Consider the following 22,788-nt stretch of genomic DNA (forward strand, 5'->3'; position numbering starts at 1 on the left):
GCGGTGGAGTCCTTTGCGATCGTGAACGGGATGGGCTCCCGGTCAGTCGCCCGCGCGGTAGAAGACGACCTCGTCGATCTGGCTGACGTGGGCGTCCCCGCTCCCGCTCAGCGTGGTGATCCAGATGAGCAGGTGCTGCACGGGCTGGCTGTCGGCCAGCGAGATCGTGGTGGTGCCGGAGCGCAGGGTCTCCCGGGTCAGGAGGGTGGTGTCGTCGAGATCGGCGTCGGCGCTGGGCGCGGAGCGGATCTCCACGACGGTCCCGGCGCTGGGCGAGCTGATCGCGAGCTGCGAGAGCTGCTCGGCCCCCACGAAGGACGCCATGAGCCCCACACCCGGCTTCAGCGCGGGCAGCTGCTGCTTGTAGGTGTAGGTCGACCAGGTGGTGGCCGGGTCGCCGTCGACGGCGCGGTCCACCTCGTCCGCGTTGTCCCGGTCCCCGGTCTTGTCGTAGACCTCCACCGACACCCCGCCGATGGCGACGTTGCCCGCAGGGCCGCCGGGCACCGCGCTCGCGGCGTTCGACCCGCCGACCACGATCGCGGGCGCGGTGGGCTCGCGGAACATCGCCCCGACCTGCACGCCGAGGTACCCCAGCACGCCCAGGACGAGCGCGGCGAGCACCCCCACGCCGATCGCGAGCTTGCGCCTGCTGCGCGGGTCCCGGGGCGGGGGCCTGCGGGTCTTGGCCTGCCAGACGTCGTCCGGCGCGGCGGTCACCCCGTCGTGCTGCGGGGGGAACAGGGCGGCGCGGTCCTCCTCGGCGACGACGTCCGCGATCATCCGGTGCACCGCCGCCGCGGTGTGCACGCGATCGGCCCCGGGGCTCAGCGCCGCCGTGCAGACCGCGTCGAGCTCCACGGGGACACCCGGCCGCAGGCTCGACGGCGGCACCGGGGCCCCGTCGCCGTCCCGCTGCGGGGAGGGCAGGCCCGCGCGGGCCGCGTCCGAGCCGGAGAGCGGCCAGCGAGAGGTCAGCAGGGTGTAGAGGACGGCGCCGAGGCCGCGCACGTCGTCCTCCGGCCGGGTGCCCGGCCGGGGCAGGACGAAGGCGACCTGCGCGCGGCCGTCCTCGGCCACCCGGATCCGCTGGGGGTGATCGGTGCCCAGCACCAGCCCACGGCCGTGGGCCTCCTCCGCCGCGGCGGCGAGCGACTGCACCATCCGGGCGGCGCGCGGCGGCTTGAGCAGCCCGTCGGCGACGGCCTCGGTGAGGCTCAGGTCCGCGACCCACTCGGTCACGGCCGCGCCCAGCACGTCCTCCGGCACGCCGGGCGAGCCGGCGGCCAGGACGTCCAGCAGCCGGGCGCAGCCCGCGTGCTCGAAGCCGCCCGCCCGCAGGGCCCGCACGATCATCTCGGCGGCCCGCGCGGTGCCCTCGGGATCGGAGTCCGACTCGTCCGCGGGACGGCGGCGCAGCACCGTCATCCCGACGTCCCGCTGCAGCACGGTGTCCTCGGCCCGCCAGAACTCGGCCCCCGCGCTGAGGTCGGAGCCGACGCGCGCGACCAGCCGGTAGCGGCCTGCCAGGACGGTCCCCGGCCCGGTGCCCACCATCGAGCGCACCACCCTGGGCCGGTCGTCCGGCGGTTCGGCGGGGCTGGGGATCGGTGCGGGCGCAGGCTCGGCGGCGGTGTCCGCGATCTCCTCGGACCGGCTCACGGCGACACTCCGCTCACGCCCCGCGCCTCCACCCCGTACGACTCCCCCAGGTCGTCAGCCTACGGCAGATCTCCGCCCGCAGACGACACCCCGCGCCGTGACGACGCGGGCCGAGCCATCGGGAACTTCCCGCCCCGACCCGACGTTCCGGCGGCCCCGACCACCGGCCGGACCTGTGCGGATGCACCGTTCGGCGGGTCCGCCTGCACCGGCGGGACGGGCGGCGGCGCGGGCGGAGTGCCGCCGGTTCCCCCGTCCGGACCTGACCCCTTCCTGTCGCCGCGGATCCGGCGCCAGATCCGGCGGGCAGCCAGGAGCACCAGCAACCCGCCCGCGACGGCGGTGAGCCAGACCGTGACCGTGCCGTAGACCGTCGAGCGGACCTGCAGCCGGGTCGGCTCGCCGAGGGCGCCGCCGTCCGGGGTGCGGACGGCCGCCTCGACGGTGAACTGCCCCGCCCGCAGCACCTCGGTGCTGACCCGGACCTGAACCCGGCCGAGCGGCGGCACGCGCTGGACGGGGATGGGTGCCACCCGCAGGCCGGCAGTACTCGTCAGTTCGACGCGAACCGTCATCGTGATCGGCAGCCCGTTCGCGACGGTCAGCGGGACGGGGGCGTCCCGGGTCCCCAGCGAGAACGGCCCCGGCGGCTCCAACACCTTCACCGAGCCGACGAGCTCGCCGATCCGCCCGTCGACCAGGTCGGCCTGGGCCCGGGCCGCGGCGGGGTCGCCGCGCCAGGCGCCCGAGGCCGCGCGGAGCAGCCCGCGCAGCAGGGGGTCGAAGACCTGCTCGGGCGGCGCGCCGACACCGGTCTCGTAGTCCGCGGCGGCGCGCAGCCGCTCGACGTCGTCCCGCGCGGCCACCAGGCTCGACACGACCGCGGGCGGGATCTCCTCGGCCCCGGCGCGCACCGGGTACACCAGTCGACCCTGGTCGGCGCCCGGCGCGGGGCCCGCCGCGATGGACGACCCCAGCGCCCGCGGCTCGATCACACCCGCGGTGAGCAGCCGGTTCATCCCGTCGAGCAACGCGATCGCGCCGGGCCCGTCGACCCGCCACTGGTGCGGCGGCGCGAGCGCGACCGGCCCGGCGGCCGGGTCGCCGGTCAGGGCGCGGAAGGCGAGCGCGCCGAGCGCGTCCTGCGTGCCGAGCGCCCCCGGGCCGCCCGCGGGGCTGCCGCTGGCGGGTGTGTCGCCGAGCCCGGTGGCGGCGAGGGTGAGCAGCGGGTCGGTGAGCACCGCGGTCGTCGAGGTGTTCCCGTTCGCCAGCGACACGACCCCGCCGCGGCTGCGCTCCACCGAGTCCACGGACAACACCACGGCCGACGAGCCGTCCTGGGCCTCGCCCACGTCGGCGAGGGTGGCCTCGTCCAGGGCCCCGTCGATCGGCCAGACCGTGTCGGCCAGCACCGGGGTGTCGAGCAGCTCGGCCGCGATCCGCCGCCCGTCCGCGACGGCCCGGGCGGCGAGGTCGGACGCGCCGGAGCGGGCCAGGGCGACCAGGTCGGCGTCCGACTGGGCGAGGGCGAGCACGCAGCCGCCGCGGACCGTGCCCGCGAGCTTGGCCAGCCAGGCGCGGGCGGCGTCCGCGCCCGCCCCCGCGGTGAGGGTGCCGTCCGCGGCGCGGACCTGGTAGCCGTTCGCCATCTGCGCGGCGGTCTCGACCAGGTCCGGGTCGACCGCGACGCACACCCCGGCCCGCAGCGGCGACCCGACGGGCGCGCGGGTGGCCAGGGCGTCGACCAGCCCGTCGAGCCTGCCGCCGCGGCCGAAGGAGGCGGCGAGGTCGTCGTCGGTGAGGGTGAGGGGCTCGCCGGGGACGGTCGGGAGGCGGTGGGGCGGGTCGACGATGGGGAACAGCAGGGTGGCGGGCTGGGCGGGCCCGGGGGTCCCGGGGGGCGCGGGCTGCCCCGGGACGGCCAGCACCGGCAGCAGCATCCGGGTCGCGGCCATCCGGGCCCGGACGCCGTCCCGCGTCGCGTTGACGTTGACCAGCAGGGCGTGCACCCCGGTCCGGTTCAGCGCGAGGCTCGTCGTGGGCGGGCCGGTCAGCGGAATGCTCAGGTTGACCGGGGTCGACGCGCCGGGCGCGAGGTCGGGCAGGTCGGTGAAGGCGGGGGTCACGGCGTCCGCGGCGTCGTCTCCCGCGAGGGCCTCGCGCACGGCGGCCTCGGTGCGCAGGGGGTCGCTGCGCTGCACCCGCACCCCGATGCCGGTCACGGGGGACGTCCCGGTGTTGGTCAACCGGCCCGACACCACGAGGCTGCTCGAGTCCGAGGTGACGACCCGCGGCCCGATGCCCGCCAGATCGAGCTGCAGTCCGCTGTCCCGCTCCGGGAGGGGGGCGCCCGGCTCCGCCCACGCGGGCGCGGCGCCGAGCAGGAGGACCGCGACGACCGCGACGAGCGCGAGCAGCGCTCTCACGCGGTCTCCTCCAGGAGCTCGGTGGCCCGCCGGATCAGCCTGCGCTCGTCGGCGTAGGCGAGCCGGGACTCGAGCTCCCCCAGCGGCACCCAGGCGACCTCGGCGACCTCGACGTCGTCGTCGCAGAGGTCGCCGCCGAGCGCGCGCATGAGGAAGTGGTGCACGGTCTTGTGCACGCGGCGGTCTTCGGCGACGAACCAGAAGTCGATGGTGCCCAGGGGTGCGACCACGCGCCCGATGATGCCGGTCTCCTCCTCGACCTCGCGCACCGCCGCCTGCTCGGCCGTCTCACCAGCTTCGATGTGGCCCTTGGGCAGGGACCACAGCAGCCGCCCGCGCCGGTCCAGCCTGCCGATCACCGCCGCGCGGCCCAGCACGTGGTCCACCACGAGCCCGCCCGCGGACGTCTCGTCGACGGTCCGCAGACGGCGGCGCCGCTCGGGCGGTCGTCCTGCGCGGCGCCCTCCGGAGCGGCCGCGGGAGGAGGACATGTGGCGATGGTAACGAGCCCGCGGCGTGCAGGTGGGTTCCCGGCGACCCGGGTGCGTCACGCCCACGTACACTGGCCCGCCGTGTCTGCCCCGCCCGTGATCACCGATGTCGACCCCGCCGCTCTCCGGCGTGCCCAGGAGAATGCCCTCGTGGAGCTGCTCGACATCCCCGCTGTCGCCGACGAGCTCGGCGAGCGCTTCCGCGCGGCCGGGCACGAGCTCTACCTGGTGGGTGGCAGCGTGCGGGACGCGCTGCTGCGCCGCGGCCAGTCCGATCTGGACTTCACGACCGACGCCCGGCCCGAGGCGGTCCTGGAGATCGTCGCGGGGTGGGCGGACGCCACCTGGGACACCGGGATCGATTTCGGCACCGTCGGCGTCCGGCGCGGGGACGAGACCCTCGAGATCACCACGTTCCGGGCGGACGCCTACGACCGCCGGTCCCGCAACCCCGTCGTGCGGTTCGGCGACACGCTCGAGGCGGACCTGGTCCGCCGCGACTTCACCGTGAACGCCATGGCGGTCGAGGTGCACGCCCCGCGCGGGGACCGGCGCTTCGTGGACCCCTACGGCGGGCTGGCCGCCCTGCACGCGGGCGTGCTGGACACCCCCGCCGCGCCCGAGGAGTCCTTCGCCGACGACCCGCTGCGCATGCTGCGCGCGGCCCGGTTCGTGTCCCAGCTCGGCTTCACCCCGGCCGACCGCGTCGTCGAGGCGATGCAGGCGATGGCGGGCGAGCTGACCCGGATCACCCGCGAGCGGGTGCAGGCCGAGTTCTCCAAGCTGCTGCTGGGGGCCCACCCGCGCCGGGGGATCGAGCTACTCGTCGACACCGGGCTGGCCGAGTACGTGGTGCCCGAGGTGCCCGCGATGCGCCTCGCGATCGACGAGCACATGCAGCACAAGGACGTCTACACCCACTCCCTGGTCGTCATGGAGCAGGCGATCGAGCAGGAGGAGTCCCCGGACCTCGTGCTCCGGCTCGCCGCCCTGCTGCACGACGTCGGCAAGCCCGCCACCCGCCGCAAGGAACCGGACGGCCGGGTCAGCTTCCACCACCACGAGGTGGTCGGGGCGAAGATGGTGCGCAAGCGGCTGCGCGAGCTGCGCTACCCCAAGGCCGTGATCGACGACGTGGCCCAGCTCGTCTACCTGCACCTGCGCTTCCACGGCTACGGCAAGGGCGAGTGGACCGACTCGGCCGTGCGCCGCTACGTCACGGACGCGGGCCCGCTGCTGGAGCGGCTCCACAAGCTCGTCCGGTCGGACTGCACGACCCGCAACCGGCGGCGCGCCGCGGCCCTGCAGCGCTCGTACGACTCGCTGGAGAACCGGATCGCGGAGCTGCGCAAGCAGGAGGAGCTCGACTCCATCCGCCCCGACCTCGACGGCAACGCGATCATGGAGATCCTCGGCATCCCCCCGGGCCCGCAGGTGGGCAAGGCCTACAAGCACCTGCTGGCGCTGCGCATGGAGCAGGGCCCGCTCACCCGCGACCAGGCCGAGGAGGCCCTGCGCAGCTGGGCGGCGGAGAACCTGCGCTGACGCGCCCGTGAGTGGTAAGTGGTGCCAGAGCACCACTTACCACTCACGACCCCGAGCGGCGCAGCTCCAGGTCGTGGCCGACAAGACCCAGCAGGTAGAGCACCGCGGCGCCGCCCAGGAGCCAGTGCGAGTACCCGTCCGGCGGGCTCAGGAGGGCCGCGGCGGCGACCGCGAGCACGTAGCAGGTGTTGAACAGGGCGTCGTAGAGCGCGAAGACGCGGCCGCGGGTCGCGTCCGCGGTCTGCTCCTGGATCGCCGCGTCGGCGCACAGCTTCACGATCTGGCCGCCCGTGCTGAGCACGAACGCGCAGGCCAGCACGGTGGGCAGCGTGATGTAGCAGGCGACCACCACCTGCGTGAGGCCCGCGATGACCAGCCCCAGCCGGATCGTGTGCGAGCGCCCGAACCGGTGGGTCAGCCACGGCGTGACGAGCGCCGCGACGCCGATCCCGGCCGCCGCGGCGACGACCACCTGCCCGACGCCCGCGAACCCCGCCTTCAGCGGCCCCATGTCCTCGAAGGCGTAGCGGAACAGCAGCAGCGACAGCAGGGTGCTCGTCCCGAAGGCCAGCCGGTGCGCGCCGACGGCGAGGAAGGCGGCACTGACGGCGGGGACCCGCACGACGGCCCGCGCGCCGTCGGCCCAGCCGTGGGCGACGGCCGAGACCGAGCTCGCGACGCCCGCCCGGGACGTCGGGAGGCGCGCCCTGTCCGGGCCGAGGGCACCCGCCGCGAACCCGGCCGCGACCGCCGCGGCCACCAGCGAGCCGACGACGGACAGCGCCGCCGTGCCCCCGGAACCGAGATCGCCGGACCCGAGCAGGGCGCGCGCCCCGATCGCCATCGCCCCGCCGAGCGCGGCGGAGGCCGCCCCGGCCGTGGAGGCGACGACGTTGGCCTCGACGAGGTTGCGGGGCTCCACCACGTGCGGCAGCGCCGCCGACAACCCCGCGCCGACGAACCGGCTCACCCCCACCACCGCCAGTGCGCCCAGGTAGAGCAGCGGACCGTCGACACCGGACGCGACCGCCGCCGCGGTGAGCAGGATCAACACCCCGCGCAGCAGGTTCGCGACGAGCAGGACCCGCCTGCGGTCCCAGCGGTCCAACAACGCTCCGGCGAACGGCCCGATCACCGAGTACGGGAGCAGCATGACCGCCAGGCCCGCCGCGACGGCCAACGGCTCGGCCTGCCGCTCGGGGTTGAACAGCACCGCGCCGCCGAGCGCGGCCTGGAAGAAGCCGTCCCCCCACTGCGCCGGGACGCGCGAGGCCAGCAACCGGCGGAACCCGCGACCGCGCAGGAGGGCGCGAACGCCGACCTTGCGGGTCTCGGAGACCGGTTCGGCGAGCGGCACGGGTTGGAGGGTACGTCCCCCGACCGGGGTGCGAACATGGGTGAGTGAGGGACGAGCGCCCCGGCCGGCAGGCCGCCACCCCGGTCGGACCCGGAACCCTTCTGGTGGCCGCGACGGGCCTCACCGATCCCAACTTCTCCCGCACGGTGGTCTACATCGTGGAGCACCGCGGGCAGGGGAGCCTGGGTGTGGTGCTGAACCGGCCGTCCGAGGCGTCGGTGCGGGAGGTGCTGCCGAAGTGGGCGTCCTTCGCGGCGGAGCCGGGCGGTGTGTTCGTCGGCGGGCCGGTCGACGGCACGACCGCGCTCTGCCTGGCGATCCTGCGGCCGGGTGAGCGGCCGGACGGGTTGACCGGCGTCGTGGCGGTGAACGGCCCGGTCGCGCTGGTCGACCTGGACAGCGACCCGGCGGCACTGACCGGGAAGGTGCGCGGTCTACGGATCTTCGCGGGCTACTCGGGGTGGGACGCGGGCCAGCTCGACGGCGAGATCTCCCGCGGCGACTGGTACGTCGTCCCGGGTCTGCCGGACGATGTGACCACCGCTCGGCACGCCGACCTGTGGGGCCGGGTGCTGCGTAGGCAGGGCCCGCCGCTGGCCCTGCTGGCGACCTTCCCGGTGGAGATGGGCCTGAACTGACCGTACATACGAACGTCTTAGACGATCGTATGAATACCGCTCGCCGGTCGAGGGAGGACGCATGAGGGCTCGACCGTTGTTCGCGGTCGCCGCACTGCTCGTGGTCGGAGCCTGCTCCGCCCCGGTCACCGCCCCGGCACCACCGGAGGCGCCCACGACGATCGACGGCGCCCGCCTGGAGCAGGACGTGCAGGACTACCTGCGCTCCGATCCGTCGCTCGCCCCCTTGGCGGCCGGGCGGGTGCAGTGCCCACCGGCGGCGGCGATCGACCCGGACGTCGTCCTGTTCTGCCAGATCACCGGGGTCGGCAGGGTCTGGTCCGTGCCGGTCACCGTCCTGGACCGACGCGGCGACTACCGGATCGACAAGCCGTTCTGACGTCCGTCCCAGACGAACGTCTAGACGATCACGCCTGCGCGGGTCGGCACCCGGCGATGAGGTCGCAGCCCGCGCAGGTGCCCGCACACGCCGCAGCCTGCGGCTCGGCGGCGCGGGAGGCGGTCTCGAGCTGCGCGGCCCGGTCCCCGAGCGCGCCGCCGATCCCGGCCAGCACGAACGCGCCGACCAGACCCACCGCCGTGACCACCCAGGCCAAGGCGGTCGGCGGACCCGCGACCAGCGTGATCCCCGCGAGCAGCGCGATCCCGCCCGCCGCGCCGAGCGGCGGGGCGGCGACCCGGTTGGCGGAGACCCAGGCCGGAGCGGACTCCAGCGTGGCGGCCGTGCGCACCCCGACCCAGCGGTTGCGCCGCAGCGCGGACCGCGCGCCGAGCACGGCGATCGCGACCAGGGCGATCCCGACGAGCAGGAACAGCACGGCGAGCACGAGGCGGAGGGTCGTCGGCACAGGACCAGGGTAGACACCGCGTCCCGTGTCCTCGGAACCCCGTCACCGCCCGTCGAGCAGCGGCGTTACCCTGGGAGGAAGCGCTCCGCGGCCCCTCGCACGCTGCCGCGACCGATGCGGCCCGGGCCGCCGGGCGGCACACGGATCAGCAGGCCGGACACGGCCATTCCTCGAGGTGAGCGGGACGATGAGCACGGAGAGCACGACGATCGCACCCAGCGAAGGCGGGTCGGCCGGAGCCCCGCCCTTCCGGTACGACGCCACGCTCGCCAACGCGATCGAGCGCCGCTGGCAGGACCGCTGGGCCGCCGAGGGCACCTTCCACGCCCCCAACCCCGGCGAGCCGGGCTCGGAGCGGCCGAAGGCCTACGTGATGGACATGTTCCCGTACCCCTCGGGCGCGGGGCTGCACGTCGGGCACCCGCTGGGCTTCATCGGGACGGACGTGCTGGGTCGGTTCCTGCGCATGAACGGCCGCAACGTCCTGCACCCCATGGGCTTCGACTCGTTCGGTCTGCCCGCCGAGCAGTACGCCGTGCAGACGGGCACGCACCCGCGCACCACCACCGAGGCGAACATCGCCCGGTACAAGCAGCAGCTGCGGCAGCTCGGGCTGGCCCACGACCCGCGCCGGTCGATCGCCACCACGGACGTCACGTACTACCGCTGGACCCAGTGGATCTTCCTGCAGATCTTCGAGTCCTGGTACGACACCGAGGCGGACCGGGCCCGCCCCATCGCCGAGCTGAAGGCGGAGTTCGAGTCCGGCGCGCGGCCGACCCCGGACGGACGTCCGTACGGCGAGCTGGCCGAGGGCGAGCGCCGCGCGCTGATCGACTCGTACCGGCTGGCCTACATCTCCGAGGCGCCGGTGAACTGGTGCCCCGGCCTGGGCACGGTCCTGGCGAACGAGGAGGTCACCGCGGACGGGCGCTCCGAGCGCGGCAACTTCCCCGTGTTCCGGCGCAGCCTGAAGCAGTGGAAGATGCGGATCACCGCGTACGCGGACCGGTTGGCGTCGGACCTGGACCGGGTCGACTGGCCCGAGTCGGTGAAGGCCATGCAGCGCAACTGGATCGGGCGCTCCGAGGGTGCGCGCGTCCGGTTCTCCGCCCCTGCGGGCGACATCGAGGTGTTCACCACCCGTCCGGACACGCTGTTCGGCGCGACCTACATGGTCCTGGCCCCCGAGCACCCCCTGGTGGACGAGCTCGTCCCCGCGTCGTGGCCTGCGGAGGTCGATCCCCGGTGGACCGGCGGCGCCGCCACGCCCGCCGAGGCCGTCGCGGAGTACCGCGCCGCCGCCGCCCGCAAGTCGGAGCTGGACCGGCAGGAGAACAAGGAGAAGACCGGCGTCTTCACCGGCGCGTTCGCCGTCAACCCGGTGAACGGCGAGTCCGTCCCCGTGTTCGTCGCGGACTACGTGCTGATGGGCTACGGCACCGGCGCGATCATGGCCGTGCCGGCGCAGGACCAGCGGGACTGGGACTTCGCGACGGCGTTCGGCCTGCCGATCGTCCGGACCGTCGACCCGGGCGACTGGGACGGCGAGGCGTTCACCGGTGACGGCCCCGCGATCAACTCCGCCAACGACGAGATCAGCCTGAACGGGCTGGGCGTCGCCGAGGCCAAGCGCGCCATCACGGAGTGGTTGGCGGACAAGGGGTTCGGCGAGGGCGTCGTGCAGTACAAGCTGCGGGACTGGCTGTTCTCGCGGCAGCGGTACTGGGGCGAGCCCTTCCCCATCGTGTGGGACGAGCACGGCCCGATCGGCCTGCCGGACGATCAGCTGCCCGTCGTCCTGCCGGACGTCGACGACTACTCCCCCAAGACCTACGACCCGGACGACGCGAACACCGAGCCCGAGCCGCCGCTGTCGCGCGCGCAGGACTGGGTGAACGTCGAGCTGGACCTGGGCGACGGGCCCAAGCAGTACCGCCGCGAGACCAACACGATGCCGCAGTGGGCGGGCTCCTGCTGGTACTACCTGCGCTACCTGGACCCGGAGAACACCGAGCGCTTCACCGGCGTCGAGGCGGAGAAGTACTGGGTCGGCAAGGACCTCTCGATCTCGCCGGTCGACCCGGGTGGCGTGGACCTGTACGTCGGCGGCGTCGAGCACGCGGTGCTGCACCTGCTGTACTCGCGCTTCTGGCACAAGGTGCTGTTCGACCTGGGCCACGTGACCAGCGAGGAGCCCTTCCGCAAGCTGTTCAACCAGGGCTACATCCAGGCCTACGCCTACACCGACGCGCGCGGCACCTACGTCCCGGCCGAAGAGGTGGTCGAGGAGTCGGAGGGGCGTTTCACGTGGAACGGCCAGCCGGTGAACCGTGAGTACGGGAAGATGGGCAAGTCCCTGAAGAACGTCGTCACGCCGGACGAGATGTGCGACCGGTACGGCGCGGACACCTTCCGCCTCTACGAGATGTACACCGGGCCCATGGAGGCGTCCCGTCCCTGGTCGACCCGGGACGTCGTGGGTCCGCAGCGCTTCCTGCAGCGGACCTGGCGGAACCTGGTCGACGAGAACACCGGCGAGTCGCGGGTCACCGACGAGGAGCCGGACGCGGACACCCTGCGCGCGCTGCACAAGGCGATCGCGGGCGTGCGCGAGGACTACCCGGCCCTGCACTACAACACCGCGGCCGCGAAGCTGATGGAGCTGACGAACCACCTGACCAAGCAGTACCCGGGTGGGGCGCCGCGGTCCGTCGCGGAGCCGCTGGTCCTGATGTTGGCCCCGCTGGCGCCGCACATCAGCGAGGAGCTGTGGTCGATCCTCGGCCACCCCGAGACGCTGGCCTACGCGGACTTCCCGGTCGCGGACGAGCAGTACCTGGTGCAGGACACCGCCGAGTACCCGATCCAGGTCAACGGCAAGGTCCGCTCCCGGATCACCGTCCCCGCCGACGCCGACCGGGCCGCCGTCGAGGCCGCCGCCCTGGCCGACGAGAAGATCGTCGCCGCCCTGGCCGGGGTCGCGCCCAAGAAGGTCATCGTCGTGCCCGGCCGGTTGGTCAACATCGTCCGCTGAGGGGTGTGATCCACTCGTCGGGAGTGGGGCGGTCGGAGATCGACCGCCCGGCTCCCCGACGGTGGATCATCGCCGGGGTGCCGGGCGGGGGCCGCTACGTCTCCGACGCCCGGCGGCGCGGGAGCGGGCGGACCCGGTGTCGGGTGGACTCGACCGTGCCGGGGGCACTGCGGGCCGGGTCGGCGAGCCACTGCTCCACCGCGTCGAGGACGGCGCGGGCGTCGGCGAGCGCGTCGGTGCTCTCCGCGGCCGGCGTCTCGGCCCGAGTGCGGGCGGCGAGCTCGGCGCGGTTGAGCAGCGACCGCAGCCGCCGCCCCGTGTCCGGGTCCATGGCCCGCTCGCGCACGACCCGGCGGACGTAGGCCGACACGACGTCCGACGGGTGGTCGCGCGACTCGTCCAACGCCGCCAACGCGAGCTGTGCGGCCCCCAGCGCCGAACGGGCAGCCGCCTCCACCGCCTGGGCCGAGAAGCCGTGTGCGGCAAGGAGTTCCGCGGCGGCGAGATCCTGCCGGGCCCGGCTGGACGCGGGGCGCGGCACACTCTCGGCGGCGCTCATCGCCCACCCGTCCGGCCGCCGGGCCGCGCCGCGGGGCGATGACCGCCGGGTGCGTCCGTCACCAGTGGACGGCGACGCCCGGCCGCGAGACCGGCGGCAGCTGACCGGGAGTCGTCGTGTTGCACCGCGGGGAAGCCGGCCCTGGGATCGGGGGCGGCGGCAGCGTCCCACTCGGAACCGGCGCGGACCGCCGCGGCAGACGCCGCCGTGGCATGGGGACAGGTGGCGGCGTCCCACCGGGAACCGCCGCGTTCCACTCCGGGCAGATTCGCCGCGGGACCGGGATCGGTACCGGCGCCCGCTGAAGGGCGCCGCCCCGCCGCGGGCCCGGGCTCCCGCCGCGTCGGTCGGGAGGGCCTCACCGCAGCCGCACCGCCTCGGCGCGGGCGCGCACGAGCCAGGGCTCGACCGGCCGGGAGAGCGCCGCCTGGGACACCGGGTACGCGCACACCGTGATGCCGGAGCGTTCGGTGTGCCGCCACAGCACCTCGTCGATCCGACGCAGCTCGGTCCACGGCGAGTCCAGCTCCCCCAGCACCACGAGCAGCTCGAGCGGCGACTCCACCGAGCCTTCGCCGCTGGCCCACGGCCCGACCAGCAGCACCTGGCTCAAGCGGTCGCCGTAGGCGGCGGCGAGCTCCACCGCGACGACCGCGGGCAGGTCCTCGTTCTCGGGTTCGGGGTCCGGGTAGGCGGTCGCGGCGAGCGCGGCGTCCTCCCCGGTGACCAGCCCGGCGCCGACCAGCCAGTCCAGGGCGCGGCGGCGGGCCCGTGCGTCCCGGAAGCGGAACCACTGGTCGCGGACCTCGGGGAAGTCGAACAGCGTGTTCTTGAACCGGCGGAAGGCCCCGCGCCCGTTCAGGGCCCGGTCGAGCAGCTCGGCGGCCCGGCGGTGCTGAACGCCCGCGGTGAAGTCCGCCATGTCCTGGTACCCGTCCCGCGCGCTGGTGGGGGCGATCGCGACCCAGCCCTCGACGTCCGGCTCCGGCTCCCCGCACACGGCCTCCGGGATCACCGGGACGATCCGCCCGGTGGCGGGGTCGATGAACCACTCGACCTCGGGCGTCCGGTCGTCGAGCGCCGTGACCAGCTCGGCGAGGTCGACTCGGGCCGGGTCCAGCATCCCCGCAGCGTATCCGGCGGGGGGCTCCGGTGTCCCGGATCGAGCTACCGCGGCCGGATGACGATCTCGGAGACGTGCGCCTCCGCCGACGCCGTCGCCGCGGACACGATCGCGGCCGCCACCGAGTCGGCCCGCAGGTAGCGGTCCGCCTCGTAGCGCCCACCCTCCTGCTCGACGACCGACCGCTGCATCTCGGTGTCGACCCGTCCGGGGTGGACGGAGGCGACCCGCAGGTCCGGCTCCTCGCCGCGCAGGGCATCGGCGAACGCGCGCAACGCGAACTTGCTCGCGGCGTAGGACGCCCAGCCGGGACGGGCGGTGTGCCCGGCACCGGAGTTGACGAGGACCACCGTCCCGCGCGCGGCTCGCAGCGCCGGCAGCAGCAGCCGGGTGAGTCCGGCGACCGCCACGACGTTGATCTCGAACTGCCGCCGCCAGGTCTCCGGCGAGGTGTCCTCGACCCGCCCCAGCAGCGCGACGCCCGCGGAGTGCACCAGGACGTCGAGCCGCGGCAGGTCCAACGCGGTGACCGCGGCGGTGACCGAGCCGTCGTCGGTCAGGTCGACCGGCCACGGGGTCGCGCCGGGCAGGTCGACGGCGAGCTTCTCCAGCGCGACCGCGTCCCGCCCGCCCAGCAGCAGGTCGTGGGTGGGGGCGAGGGCACGCGCGGTGGCGGCACCGATCCCGCGCGAGGCGCCGGTGACGAGGGCGAGGGGCCTGGAGCTCATGCCGTGCACCCTAGGAGACAGCCGTCAGCGCCTGATGATCACTCAGGACGGCCACCGACAACCCTCACCGCCCGATGATCGAGCGAGAGGAAGGGCACCGGGACCCGCGTGCCCCGTCGAGAGCATGCTCGCGGGTGCCCGGTGTGCTCAGACGCGACGGGCCCCGCTGAAGGGCATGTTGTCGACGTTGCTGATCTTCACGGGCTGGCCGCTCGTGCTCGCGTGCACGACCTGGCCGTTGCCGATGTAGATCGCGACGTGGCTGACCGGCTTGTAGAAGAAGACCAGGTCGCCGGGCTGCAGGTCGCTCTTGGAGACCGGCGTGCCGACGGTCGACTGGGCGCGGCTGGTGCGCGGGATCGAGACGCCCGCGTTCTTGAACGCGAACGAGGTCAGACCCGAGCAGTCGAAGGACGACGGGCCGGTGGCCCCGTAGCGGTACGGCTTGCCGAGCTGGGCCAGCGCGGTCTCCAGCGCGGCGGCGCGCTTGGCGGCCGGGGAGGCGTTCAGCGCGGCCGCGGCGACGGCGTTGGAGGGGGCCGCCAGGGCGACGGTCCGCTGGGCCACCTCCACGGGGGCGGCCGCGACGGTCGGCGCGGCGGGAGCGGCCGGGGTGGCGGCCGGGGCGAGCGAGAAGAACGCCGCTGCCGCGGTGGTGACGGCGACGACGGTGGTGCGCAGGAGCGCGGGGGTGTGCGAAGGCACTCGGTGAATCCTCTGGTCGCACCGCCGGACGACCGCGGACGAGCGCTCGGGGGAGAGCGCCGGTCCACGTGGCGGGTGCGGTGGGGATGTCCCCGCCGACGCCGGGGAGCCCGGGCGGGGAACGGCACCCGCCCGTCTTCCGGGCGGTGACCTCGATCCCGAACACCCGGGTGGTGTGCGGTGTAGCGAGGCCGTCGGCCAAATTACGAACGGATTAACCGCGTCGCTATGACGCATATCGCATTCGGCGGTGTCAATTGGGGTGAGGCCGCTCACCACGGTGGCCACTCATTTGGCCGAACTGCAACCGTGATGTTCGCGTGATCGGCGGTCTGTCCACAGCAGGGCAGGTGGTACGGGCCCTGCGCGGCCTCGTGATGGAACCGTTATTGGGCCGGACGAGTGAAACACCTTCCGGTTTGGAAGGAGCGCGAACATTTCCGGTCCACAAATAAATCGGGCCCCGACCGGAGTGACCGGTCGGGGCCCGAGAGTGACGACGGCTACGCGTCGCCGCGGATGAACGCCTCCACGGCCTCGCGGGCCTCGGAGTCGCTGTACTGCTCCGGCGGCGACTTCATGAAGTAGCTCGACGCGGACAGGATGGGGCCGCCGATCCCGCGGTCCAGCGCGATCTTCGCGGCCCGCACGGCGTCGATGATGATGCCCGCCGAGTTCGGGGAGTCCCAGACCTCGAGCTTGTACTCGAGGTTCAGCGGGACGTCGCCGAACGCGCGGCCCTCGAGCCGGACGTAGGCCCACTTGCGGTCGTCGAGCCACGCCACGTAGTCCGACGGGCCGATGTGCACGTTGTCCTTGCCCATGTCGCGGTCGACCTGGCTGGTCACCGACTGGGTCTTGGACACCTTCTTGCTCTCGAGCCGCTCGAGCTCCTTCATGTTCAGGAAGTCCATGTTCCCGCCCACGTTGAGCTGCATCGTGCGGTCGAGCTGCACGCCGCGGTCCTCGAACAGCCTGGCCAGCACCCGGTGGGTGATGGTCGCGCCGACCTGGGACTTGATGTCGTCGCCCACGATGGGGACGCCGGCGTCGGCGAACTTCTTCGCCCACACCGGGTCGGAGGCGATGAACACGGGCAGCGCGTTCACGAAGGCGACCTTCGCGTCGATCGCCGCCTGCGCGTAGAACCGGTCCGCCGCCTCGCTGCCCACGGGCAGGTAGGACACCAGGACGTCCGCGCGCGTCTCGCGCAGCACCTGGGCGACGTCCACCGGCTCGTCGTCGGACTCGGTGATCGTCTCGCGGTAGAAGCGGCCCAGCCCGTCGAGGGTGTGGCCGCGCTGCACGGTCACCCCGAGCGGCGGCACGTCCGCGATCTTCACCGTGTTGTTCTCGCTGGCGAAGATGGCCTCCGACAGGTCGGTGCCGACCTTCTTGGCGTCGACGTCGAACGCGGCGACGAAGGTGACGTCGCCGACGTGGTAGCCGCCGAAGTCGACGTGCATCAGGCCCGGGACCCGGGCGGCCGGGTCGGCGTCCCTGTAGTACTCCACGCCCTGGACCAGCGACGCGGCGCAGTTGCCGACGCCGACTACGGCGACTCGCACCTCACTCATGCAGGTTCTCCCTTGTGTCCGGTGGGTCCGGCCTCGTCGCCGGGATGTCGTTCCCGCTCGATGAGCTCGTTCAGCCACCGGACCTCGCGTTCGGTGGTGTCGAGCCCGAGCTCGTGCAGCTCGCGGGTGTAGCGATCGATCTGCTCGCCCGCCCGCGCGAGTGCCGCGCGGATGCCCTCGCGACGTTCCTCGACGGCGCGCCTGCGCCCCTCGAGGATCCGCATGCGGGTCTCGGCCGGGGTGCGGGAGAAGAAGGCGAGGTGTACCCCGAACCCCTCGTCGTCCCACGACTGCGGGCCCGACTCGGCCAAGAGCTCGGCGAACCGCTCCTTGCCCTCCGCCGAGATCCGGTAGGTCCGGCGAGACCGCTTGGACCAGCCGGTCTCGGCCTCCTCCTCGGCGATGAGCCCGGCGCGCTGCAGCCTGCGCAGGGCCGGGTACAGCGAGCCGTAGGAGAAGACCCGGAACCCGCCGAGCCGCAGACCCAGCTGTTTGCGCAGCTGATACCCGTGCATCGGAGTCTCCAGCAGCAGGCCCAGGATCGCGAACTCGAGCACTGCCGCCTCCCCTCCGTGTCCGGCGCCGGGGACCCCGCTGTCCCCGACGGATCGATGGATCTCACTATATCGGCGCGATACATCTCGACGGGCTATCGAGACCCGCGTCACCGTCGTGTCACCGAATCGTCGGGTCGGGTGAGTACCCTGGTCGCCGTGCTCACCCACCGGCAGGTCGTCGACTACGCGTTGCAGCGCCGTGCGCTGCTCGCGGACGTCTACGCCACGAGGGTGGGCGAGGCCGAGGTGTGCGACGCGAGCCCGTACCTGCAGCGTGCGGCGCGCTTCCACGGCACGCAGACCGACCAGCAGTGCCCCGTCTGTCGGCGGGACCGGCTGACCCACGTCTGGTGGGTCTTCGGCGAGGAGCTGCGGCAGGCCTCCGGATCGGCCCGGCGTCCCGAGGAGCTGGAGGAGCTCGCGGGCAGGCACGGCGAGTTCTCGGTGTACCTCGTGGAGGTCTGCCGAACGTGCGGCTGGAACCATCTGGTCCAATCGTCGGTGCTGGGCACCGGCGCCCGTCCCGACCGACCGCGCAGGCGCAGGACCGCCGCCGAATGACCCCAGCGTGATCCCCGACCCCCGAGAAGACTTGTGAAACCCACGTTCCCCGTCCCGGCCCGCCGTTGCTCCCCACCGGCAGGCGGAGAAGCACGGAGCCCGCGGTGACCGATCAGCGCAGCGACCCGAGCCGATCCGGCGTGCCCCCGCGCGCCCCCGTGCCGGACGTCTGGAACGTCGCCCCCGCGCGTCCGCAGAGCGGACCGCCGCCCTGGAACGGCCGCAACGGCGGCCCGCCCCCTCCGCAGCCTGCGGGCCCGCCGCCGGGGGCTCGACCCGGCTACGGCCCGCCCCCCGGGCGGCCCGCCCCGCAGCGCTTCGGCCCGCCGCCGCACCGGCCCGGGCCGATGGGCCCGCCGGGGCCCGGGCGGGAGGCGCCCCTGCTCACGCACGACGCCGGCGTCTCGGGTCCGGACGACCGGCCCACGTCCCTGGCCGTGGCCGAGCCCCCGGGCCCGCCCTCGGCCGGGCCTCCCCGAGGTCGCGGCGGTGGCGGCGACGGGGAGGGCAGGCGACCGAAGGGGAAGCGGGTGCGCCGGATCGCCTTCTGGACCCTCGGGGTGCTGATCCTCGCGCCGTTCGTCGCGTTCGCCGTCGGCTGGATGATCTTCCCGGTGCCGACGGCGCAGGACGCCGCGAACACCCAGGTCGCCACGTTCACGTTCGCGGACGGGAGCCCGCTGGCCACGGTCCGGCCGAACAACATCAACCGGACGAACGTGACCCTGGACCAGGTCCCGAAGCACGTCCAGGAGGCCGTGCTCTCCGCGGAAGACCGCTCCTTCTTCACCAACCCCGGCTTCGACGTGTCCGGCATCGGCCGCGCCGTGTGGAACCAGCTCACCGGCGGCATCGGCGGCGGCTCCACGATCACCCAGCAGTACATCAAGGTGACGACCGGGCAGGACCAGGTCTCGCTGCTCCGCAAGTACAAGGAGATCGTGCTCGCCGCGAAGATCTCCAAGGAGCAGACCAAGGAACAGATCCTCGAGAACTACCTCAACGCCATCTACCTGGGCCGCGGCGCGTACGGCATCCAGGCGGCCAGCCAGGCCTACTTCGGCAAGGACGTCGGCGACCTGACGCCGTCGGAGGGCGCGATGATCGCCGGGCTGATCCAGTCGCCCTCGCGCTGGGACCCGGCGAAGAACCTGGACCGCAGCCAGCAGCGGTGGGCCTTCGTGCTCGACGGCATGGTGCAGCAGGGCTGGATGAGCCCGAGTGACCGGGCCCAGCAGGTCTTCCCGCAGTGGCAGGAGGCCTCGGCCTCGGGTGGCGGCATCCCCGGGGACGCCAACGGCCACATCTACAACCAGGTGCGCGCCGAGCTCGAGGAGAACGGGATCTCCGAGTCGGAGATCAACACCGAGGGCCTGACCGTCGAGACGACGATCGACCCCGCCGCGCAGAAGGCGGCCGTCGACGCGGCGAACGACGTCATGAAGGGCCAGCCGGACAACCTGCGCACGGCGCTGGTCTCCATCGACCCGAAGACGGGGGCCGTGCTGGCCTACTTCGGCGGCAACGACGGCGTCGGGCTGGACTACGCGCAGGCCTCGAAGCAGCCCGGCTCGTCCTTCAAGCCGTTCGTGTTCGCCGCCGGGCTGCAGCAGCCGGACCCGATCGGCCTGGGCACCCAGTACGACGGTTCGTCCCCGCAGACGCTCGCCGGGGTCAAGGTCAGCAACTCCGAGGGCGTGAGCTGCAACCAGTGCTCGGTGAAGACGGCGATGACGCAGTCGATCAACACCGTCTTCTACCGGATGGCGCTGGATGTCGGCCCGCAGAAGGTCGCCGACGCGGCCGCGGCGGCGGGCATCCCCGCCGAGGACCTCAAGAACCCCACCGGCGGTATCGCGCTCGGTGACAAGAACCTGACGACCGAGAACATGGCCGCGGCGTACGCGACCTTCGCGGCGGACGGCGTGCGGCACGACCCGTTCATGGTCCGCAAGGTCACCACCAGCGACGGCCGGGTCATCTTCGACCACACCGCGGGCGCGGCGAGCGGCACGCAGGCCTTCAGCCAGCAGGTCGCGCGGAACGTCACGGAGTCCATGACCGACGTGGCGAGCGCGTCGCGGATCGGGCTGGGCGGCCGCCCGGTCGCCGCGAAGACCGGCACCGTGCAGAGCAGCGTCGAGGGCCAGAACAACGACGCGTGGACCGTCGGCTACACCCCGTCGATCTCCACCGCCGTCTGGGTCGGCACGGACGACAACTCGCCGATCAAGAACTCGGCGGGCAGGCCGATCTACGGCCGCATGCTGCCCGGCTCGATCTGGCAGGAGTTCATGACCACGGCACTGCGCGGCACGCCCACCGAGCAGTTCTCGAAGTTCACCCCGCTCGGCCAGGCGCCGGTGTCGGACAACGCCGGCCAGGACCAGCAGGACGGCAACGGCAACGGCAACGGCGGCCAGGACGCGGACGGCAACGGCCAGGTCGACCCGCACGAGCGGGGCAACGGCGGCAACGGGAACAACGGCGACAACGGCGACAACGGCAACCGGAACAACGGCGGCGGCAACGGCGGCGGCGGCAACGGGGACGGCGGCAACGGCGGCGGCGGGAACGGCAACGGCGGGAACGGCGGCGGGGGCAACGGCAACCCCGCGGGCTTCACCGACCAGTTCTTCGACCGCGGCCGGGATGGGAACTAGGCTGCCCGGTCCCCCGCGGCGGGTCGTCCCCAGCTGGACCGAGCCGCTCGTCGCCTCGGCCAGTAGGCTGGTCGGCGGCCCGCTGGGCCGCCACGCCCTCGTCGGGCGCGCCGCGTTCTGGACGCCCCTGCGCGTCGTGCTGCTGCTCGCGGTCGTCACCCTCGCTCTGGGCTGGTTCGCGAAGGCGCCGTGCCTGCAGCAGTACCGCGCCGAGGACGGGACGCTGGCGCTCGACTGGCAGAACAACCGCCAGTACGTGGCGATGTGCTACTCCGACACCGTCCCGCTCTACTCCATCGAACGGCTGGACGACCCCACCGCGATCCCCTACCGGGACTCCTGGCAGGACGGCGACGGCGCCGTGCGCTACATGGAGTACCCGGTGCTCACCGGGTTCTTCCAGTGGGGCGCCGCCCGGCTGACGGACGTCTGGCAGAGCCTCCCGCTGCCGTCGGCGCTGTCGGTGGTCGTGTACTTCGACATCGTCGCGTCCGCACTGGCGGCCTGTTGGCTGGTCGTGGTGTGGACGGTCGTGCGGATGCGGTCCGCGGGGGACGCGTTCACCGCCGCCGGGCGGAGCAGGCCGTGGGACGCCGCGCTCGTGGCGATCTCCCCACTCGTCGCGGTGCACGCCTTCACCAACTTCGACGCGCTGGCCGTCGCCCTGGCCTGCGCGGGGATGCTCGCCCTGACCCGGAGACGACCGGTCCTCGCCGGGATCCTGCTCGGCCTGGGCGGGGCGGCGAAGCTGTACCCGCTGTTGCTGCTCCTGCCGATCGTGCTGGTGGCGGTCCGGCGGCGGGACGTGGGCGTCGCGGTGCGGACCGTCGCGGCCGCGGCCGTGGCCTGGCTGGCCGTGAACGTCCCGGTCCTGCTGGCCTGGGCCCCGGGGTGGTGGGAGTTCATCCGGCTCAACCGCACCCGGCCCGCCGACCCGGACTCGCTGTACTACGCGCTGTCCTACTTCACCGGCTGGAGTGGCTTCGACGGGCCGCTGGGCCCCGACCAGGCGCCGAACACGCTGAACGCGGTGAGCGCCTCCCTGCTGGTGGCGGCCTGTGCCGGGCTGGTGGTGCTGGCCGCCAAGGCACCGCGCCCACCCCGGGTGGCCTCGCTGGCGTTCCTGATCGTCGCGGCGTTCCTGCTGGTCAACAAGGTGTGGAGCCCGCAGTACTCGCTGTGGTTGGTGCCGCTGGCGGTGCTGGCGTTGCCGCGCTGGCGGCTGCTGCTGGCCTGGATGGCGATCGACGCCCTGGTCTGGGTGCCGCGGATGTTCTACTACGTCGGCCCCGGCCAGAAGGGACTCCCGCCGGACTGGTTCCTCGGGGCCGTCCTGCTGCGGGACGCGATGGTGGTGCTGGTCGCCGTGCTGGTCGTCCGCTCCGTGCTCAGGCCGCAGACCGACCCGCTCCGCGCCCCCGACCCGGAGGCGGACGGCGAGGCGGCGGCCGCGGTGCTCGACGCCGACCCCGACTGGCCGCTGCGACGCCCGTCACACCGGGCCGCGCGTCCGGTTCCGGTGGGGCAGAGTCCGCAGAATGGACGCCGGTGACCTGCGGGGGATCGTCGAGGCTCGGCTGGCGGCGTTCGAGCGCCGCGGCGTGGACCGACCGGACCTGAAGCGCTCCGCCGTCACGCTGACCCTGGTCACCACGGGCGCGCCGGGTCTCGCGGACGGCCTGGCCTTCCTGCTGACCCGCCGCGCCGCGACCCTGCGCAGGCACGCGGGTCAGTGGGCGCTGCCGGGTGGCCGGACGGACGCCGGGGAGACGATCACCGAGACGGGCCGCCGGGAGCTGGCCGAGGAGGTCGGGCTCGAGCTCGGCGAGGACGCGGTCCTCGGCCTGCTCGACGACTATCCCACCCGCTCCGGGTACGTGATCACCCCGGTGGTGCTGTGGGCGGGCGAGGTCGGCGAGCTCACCCCGAACCCCGACGAGGTGGCGCACGTGTACCGGATTCGGCTGGCGGACATCGACGTCGAGCCCCGGTTCATCTCCATCCCCGAGTCCGACGCGCCGGTCATCCAGGTCCCGCTGTTCGACCGCTTCGTGCACGCCCCGACGGGAGCGGTGATGTACCAGCTGCGGGAGGTGCTGCTGCACGGTCGCGGGACGCGGGTGGACCATCTGGAGCAGCCGGTGTTCGCATGGCGGTAGGCGCCCGCAGGAACAGGCCGAAGAGGATCGCCAGCAACACCGCGCGGCCCCACACGCCGAGCACCACCGCCTGCGCCGCGAGCCCGCCCGCGATGCCGCCGTCCAGCCCCGCGTTGAGCACGTAGAACCAGCGGAAGATCCCGATCCCCATC

General features: G+C 73.7%; 19 protein-coding genes. 8 read left to right on the forward strand and 11 right to left on the reverse strand.

Going from position 1 to position 22,788, the window contains the following annotated elements; translation table 11 throughout:
• Nucleotides 1-42: 42 nt before the first annotated feature.
• Genes L3X23_RS24665 through L3X23_RS24675 form a run of 3 tightly spaced genes read right to left on the reverse strand, consistent with a single transcriptional unit; the run spans nt 43 to nt 4,579 of the window.
• Nucleotides 43-1,662, reverse strand: coding sequence for a protein kinase family protein (locus tag L3X23_RS24665; RefSeq protein WP_237194875.1), 1,620 nt, complete (start codon nt 1,660-1,662; stop codon nt 43-45).
• 59 nt (nt 1,663-1,721) lie between these two features.
• On the reverse strand, nt 1,722-4,088 hold the full coding sequence (locus tag L3X23_RS24670) for a DUF6049 family protein (protein WP_237194878.1): 2,367 nt from the start codon (nt 4,086-4,088) through the stop codon (nt 1,722-1,724).
• A complete protein-coding gene (locus L3X23_RS24675; protein ID WP_093080636.1) occupies nt 4,085-4,579 on the reverse strand; it encodes an NUDIX hydrolase in 495 nt (164 codons plus the stop codon). The genes L3X23_RS24670 and L3X23_RS24675 overlap by 4 nt, the downstream gene beginning before the upstream one ends.
• Before the next feature lie 81 nt (nt 4,580-4,660).
• Between L3X23_RS24675 and L3X23_RS24680 the strand changes: the two genes are divergently transcribed.
• Entirely contained in the window at nt 4,661-6,124 is a 1,464-nt protein-coding gene (locus L3X23_RS24680) for a CCA tRNA nucleotidyltransferase (protein WP_237194880.1), read from the forward strand.
• Between the two features lie 43 nt (nt 6,125-6,167).
• Here L3X23_RS24680 and L3X23_RS24685 read toward each other — a convergent pair whose 3' ends face one another.
• Nucleotides 6,168-7,481, reverse strand: a complete 1,314-nt coding sequence (locus L3X23_RS24685) for an MFS transporter (RefSeq protein ID WP_093080632.1) — start codon at nt 7,479-7,481, stop codon at nt 6,168-6,170.
• 44 nt (nt 7,482-7,525) lie between these two features.
• Here L3X23_RS24685 and L3X23_RS24690 point away from each other — a divergent pair, with 44 nt between their 5' ends.
• Both L3X23_RS24690 and L3X23_RS24695 read left to right on the forward strand, forming a co-directional pair.
• Nucleotides 7,526-8,119, forward strand: coding sequence for a YqgE/AlgH family protein (locus L3X23_RS24690; protein WP_093080628.1), 594 nt, complete (start codon nt 7,526-7,528; stop codon nt 8,117-8,119).
• A gap of 61 nt (nt 8,120-8,180) precedes the next feature.
• Nucleotides 8,181-8,498 (forward strand): DUF4333 domain-containing protein, encoded by a 318-nt coding sequence (locus tag L3X23_RS24695; RefSeq protein WP_237194882.1) that lies wholly within the window; start codon nt 8,181-8,183, stop codon nt 8,496-8,498.
• Between the two features lie 28 nt (nt 8,499-8,526).
• On the opposite strand, the gene L3X23_RS24700 is transcribed toward L3X23_RS24695, so the two are convergent.
• Entirely contained in the window at nt 8,527-8,967 is a 441-nt protein-coding gene (locus L3X23_RS24700) for an SdpI family protein (RefSeq protein WP_237194884.1), read from the reverse strand.
• Between the two features lie 187 nt (nt 8,968-9,154).
• On the opposite strand from L3X23_RS24700, the gene leuS reads away from it, so the two are divergent.
• Nucleotides 9,155-12,004 carry a leucine--tRNA ligase gene (leuS, locus tag L3X23_RS24705; protein WP_237194885.1) on the forward strand — a complete coding sequence of 950 codons (2,850 nt, stop codon included), beginning with the start codon at nt 9,155-9,157 and terminating at the stop codon, nt 12,002-12,004.
• A gap of 94 nt (nt 12,005-12,098) precedes the next feature.
• On the opposite strand, the gene L3X23_RS24710 is transcribed toward leuS, so the two are convergent.
• The 6 genes from L3X23_RS24710 to L3X23_RS24735 form a co-directional block, all read right to left on the reverse strand.
• Nucleotides 12,099-12,563 (reverse strand): hypothetical protein, encoded by a 465-nt coding sequence (locus tag L3X23_RS24710; protein ID WP_237194886.1) that lies wholly within the window; start codon nt 12,561-12,563, stop codon nt 12,099-12,101.
• Between the two features lie 358 nt (nt 12,564-12,921).
• Nucleotides 12,922-13,686 carry a UPF0158 family protein gene (locus L3X23_RS24715; RefSeq protein ID WP_237194887.1) on the reverse strand — a complete coding sequence of 255 codons (765 nt, stop codon included), beginning with the start codon at nt 13,684-13,686 and terminating at the stop codon, nt 12,922-12,924.
• Nucleotides 13,687-13,730: 44 nt separating this feature from the next.
• The gene (locus L3X23_RS24720) at nt 13,731-14,414 is read right to left on the reverse strand and encodes an SDR family oxidoreductase (RefSeq protein ID WP_237194888.1); all 684 of its coding nucleotides are present in this window, start codon (nt 14,412-14,414) and stop codon (nt 13,731-13,733) included.
• Nucleotides 14,415-14,561: 147 nt separating this feature from the next.
• A complete protein-coding gene (locus L3X23_RS36695) occupies nt 14,562-15,119 on the reverse strand; it encodes a C40 family peptidase (protein ID WP_374204914.1) in 558 nt (185 codons plus the stop codon).
• A gap of 503 nt (nt 15,120-15,622) precedes the next feature.
• A complete protein-coding gene (locus L3X23_RS24730) occupies nt 15,623-16,696 on the reverse strand; it encodes an inositol-3-phosphate synthase (protein ID WP_237194889.1) in 1,074 nt (357 codons plus the stop codon).
• Nucleotides 16,693-17,253: a PadR family transcriptional regulator gene (locus L3X23_RS24735; protein WP_093080589.1), complete on the reverse strand. Its 561-nt coding sequence runs from the start codon at nt 17,251-17,253 to the stop codon at nt 16,693-16,695. The genes L3X23_RS24730 and L3X23_RS24735 overlap by 4 nt, the downstream gene beginning before the upstream one ends.
• Nucleotides 17,254-17,409: 156 nt before the next feature.
• On the opposite strand from L3X23_RS24735, the gene L3X23_RS24740 reads away from it, so the two are divergent.
• The 4 genes from L3X23_RS24740 (at nt 17,410) to L3X23_RS24755 (ending at nt 22,636) form a co-directional block, all read left to right on the forward strand.
• On the forward strand, nt 17,410-17,814 hold the full coding sequence (locus L3X23_RS24740) for a DUF5318 family protein (protein ID WP_093081281.1): 405 nt from the start codon (nt 17,410-17,412) through the stop codon (nt 17,812-17,814).
• 104 nt (nt 17,815-17,918) lie between these two features.
• A complete protein-coding gene (locus tag L3X23_RS24745) occupies nt 17,919-20,477 on the forward strand; it encodes a transglycosylase domain-containing protein (RefSeq protein WP_237194890.1) in 2,559 nt (852 codons plus the stop codon).
• The gene (locus L3X23_RS24750) at nt 20,467-22,029 is read left to right on the forward strand and encodes a glycosyltransferase family 87 protein (protein WP_237194891.1); all 1,563 of its coding nucleotides are present in this window, start codon (nt 20,467-20,469) and stop codon (nt 22,027-22,029) included. The genes L3X23_RS24745 and L3X23_RS24750 overlap by 11 nt, the downstream gene beginning before the upstream one ends.
• Nucleotides 22,016-22,636 (forward strand): CoA pyrophosphatase, encoded by a 621-nt coding sequence (locus tag L3X23_RS24755; RefSeq protein ID WP_237194892.1) that lies wholly within the window; start codon nt 22,016-22,018, stop codon nt 22,634-22,636. Before L3X23_RS24750 ends, L3X23_RS24755 begins: the two co-directional genes overlap by 14 nt.
• Nucleotides 22,637-22,788 lie beyond the last annotated feature (152 nt).

Source organism: Pseudonocardia sp. WMMC193 (assembly GCF_021728735.1).
Lineage (GTDB): Bacteria > Actinomycetota > Actinomycetes > Mycobacteriales > Pseudonocardiaceae > Pseudonocardia > Pseudonocardia oroxyli.

What these genes read in the sequence shown, in the direction of transcription:
- L3X23_RS24675 (WP_093080636.1), bottom strand. Translation starts at nt 4,579, where the DNA reads ATGTCCTCCTCCCGCGGCCGCTCCGGAGGGCGCCGCGCAGGACGACCG.
- L3X23_RS24695 (WP_237194882.1), top strand. Translation starts at nt 8,181, where the DNA reads ATGAGGGCTCGACCGTTGTTCGCGGTCGCCGCACTGCTCGTGGTCGGA.
- leuS (WP_237194885.1), top strand. Translation starts at nt 9,155, where the DNA reads ATGAGCACGGAGAGCACGACGATCGCACCCAGCGAAGGCGGGTCGGCC.
- L3X23_RS24710 (WP_237194886.1), bottom strand. Translation starts at nt 12,563, where the DNA reads ATGAGCGCCGCCGAGAGTGTGCCGCGCCCCGCGTCCAGCCGGGCCCGG.
- L3X23_RS24715 (WP_237194887.1), bottom strand. Translation starts at nt 13,686, where the DNA reads ATGCTGGACCCGGCCCGAGTCGACCTCGCCGAGCTGGTCACGGCGCTC.
- L3X23_RS24720 (WP_237194888.1), bottom strand. Translation starts at nt 14,414, where the DNA reads ATGAGCTCCAGGCCCCTCGCCCTCGTCACCGGCGCCTCGCGCGGGATC.
- L3X23_RS24730 (WP_237194889.1), bottom strand. Translation starts at nt 16,696, where the DNA reads ATGAGTGAGGTGCGAGTCGCCGTAGTCGGCGTCGGCAACTGCGCCGCG.
- L3X23_RS24750 (WP_237194891.1), top strand. Translation starts at nt 20,467, where the DNA reads ATGGGAACTAGGCTGCCCGGTCCCCCGCGGCGGGTCGTCCCCAGCTGG.
- L3X23_RS24755 (WP_237194892.1), top strand. Translation starts at nt 22,016, where the DNA reads ATGGACGCCGGTGACCTGCGGGGGATCGTCGAGGCTCGGCTGGCGGCG.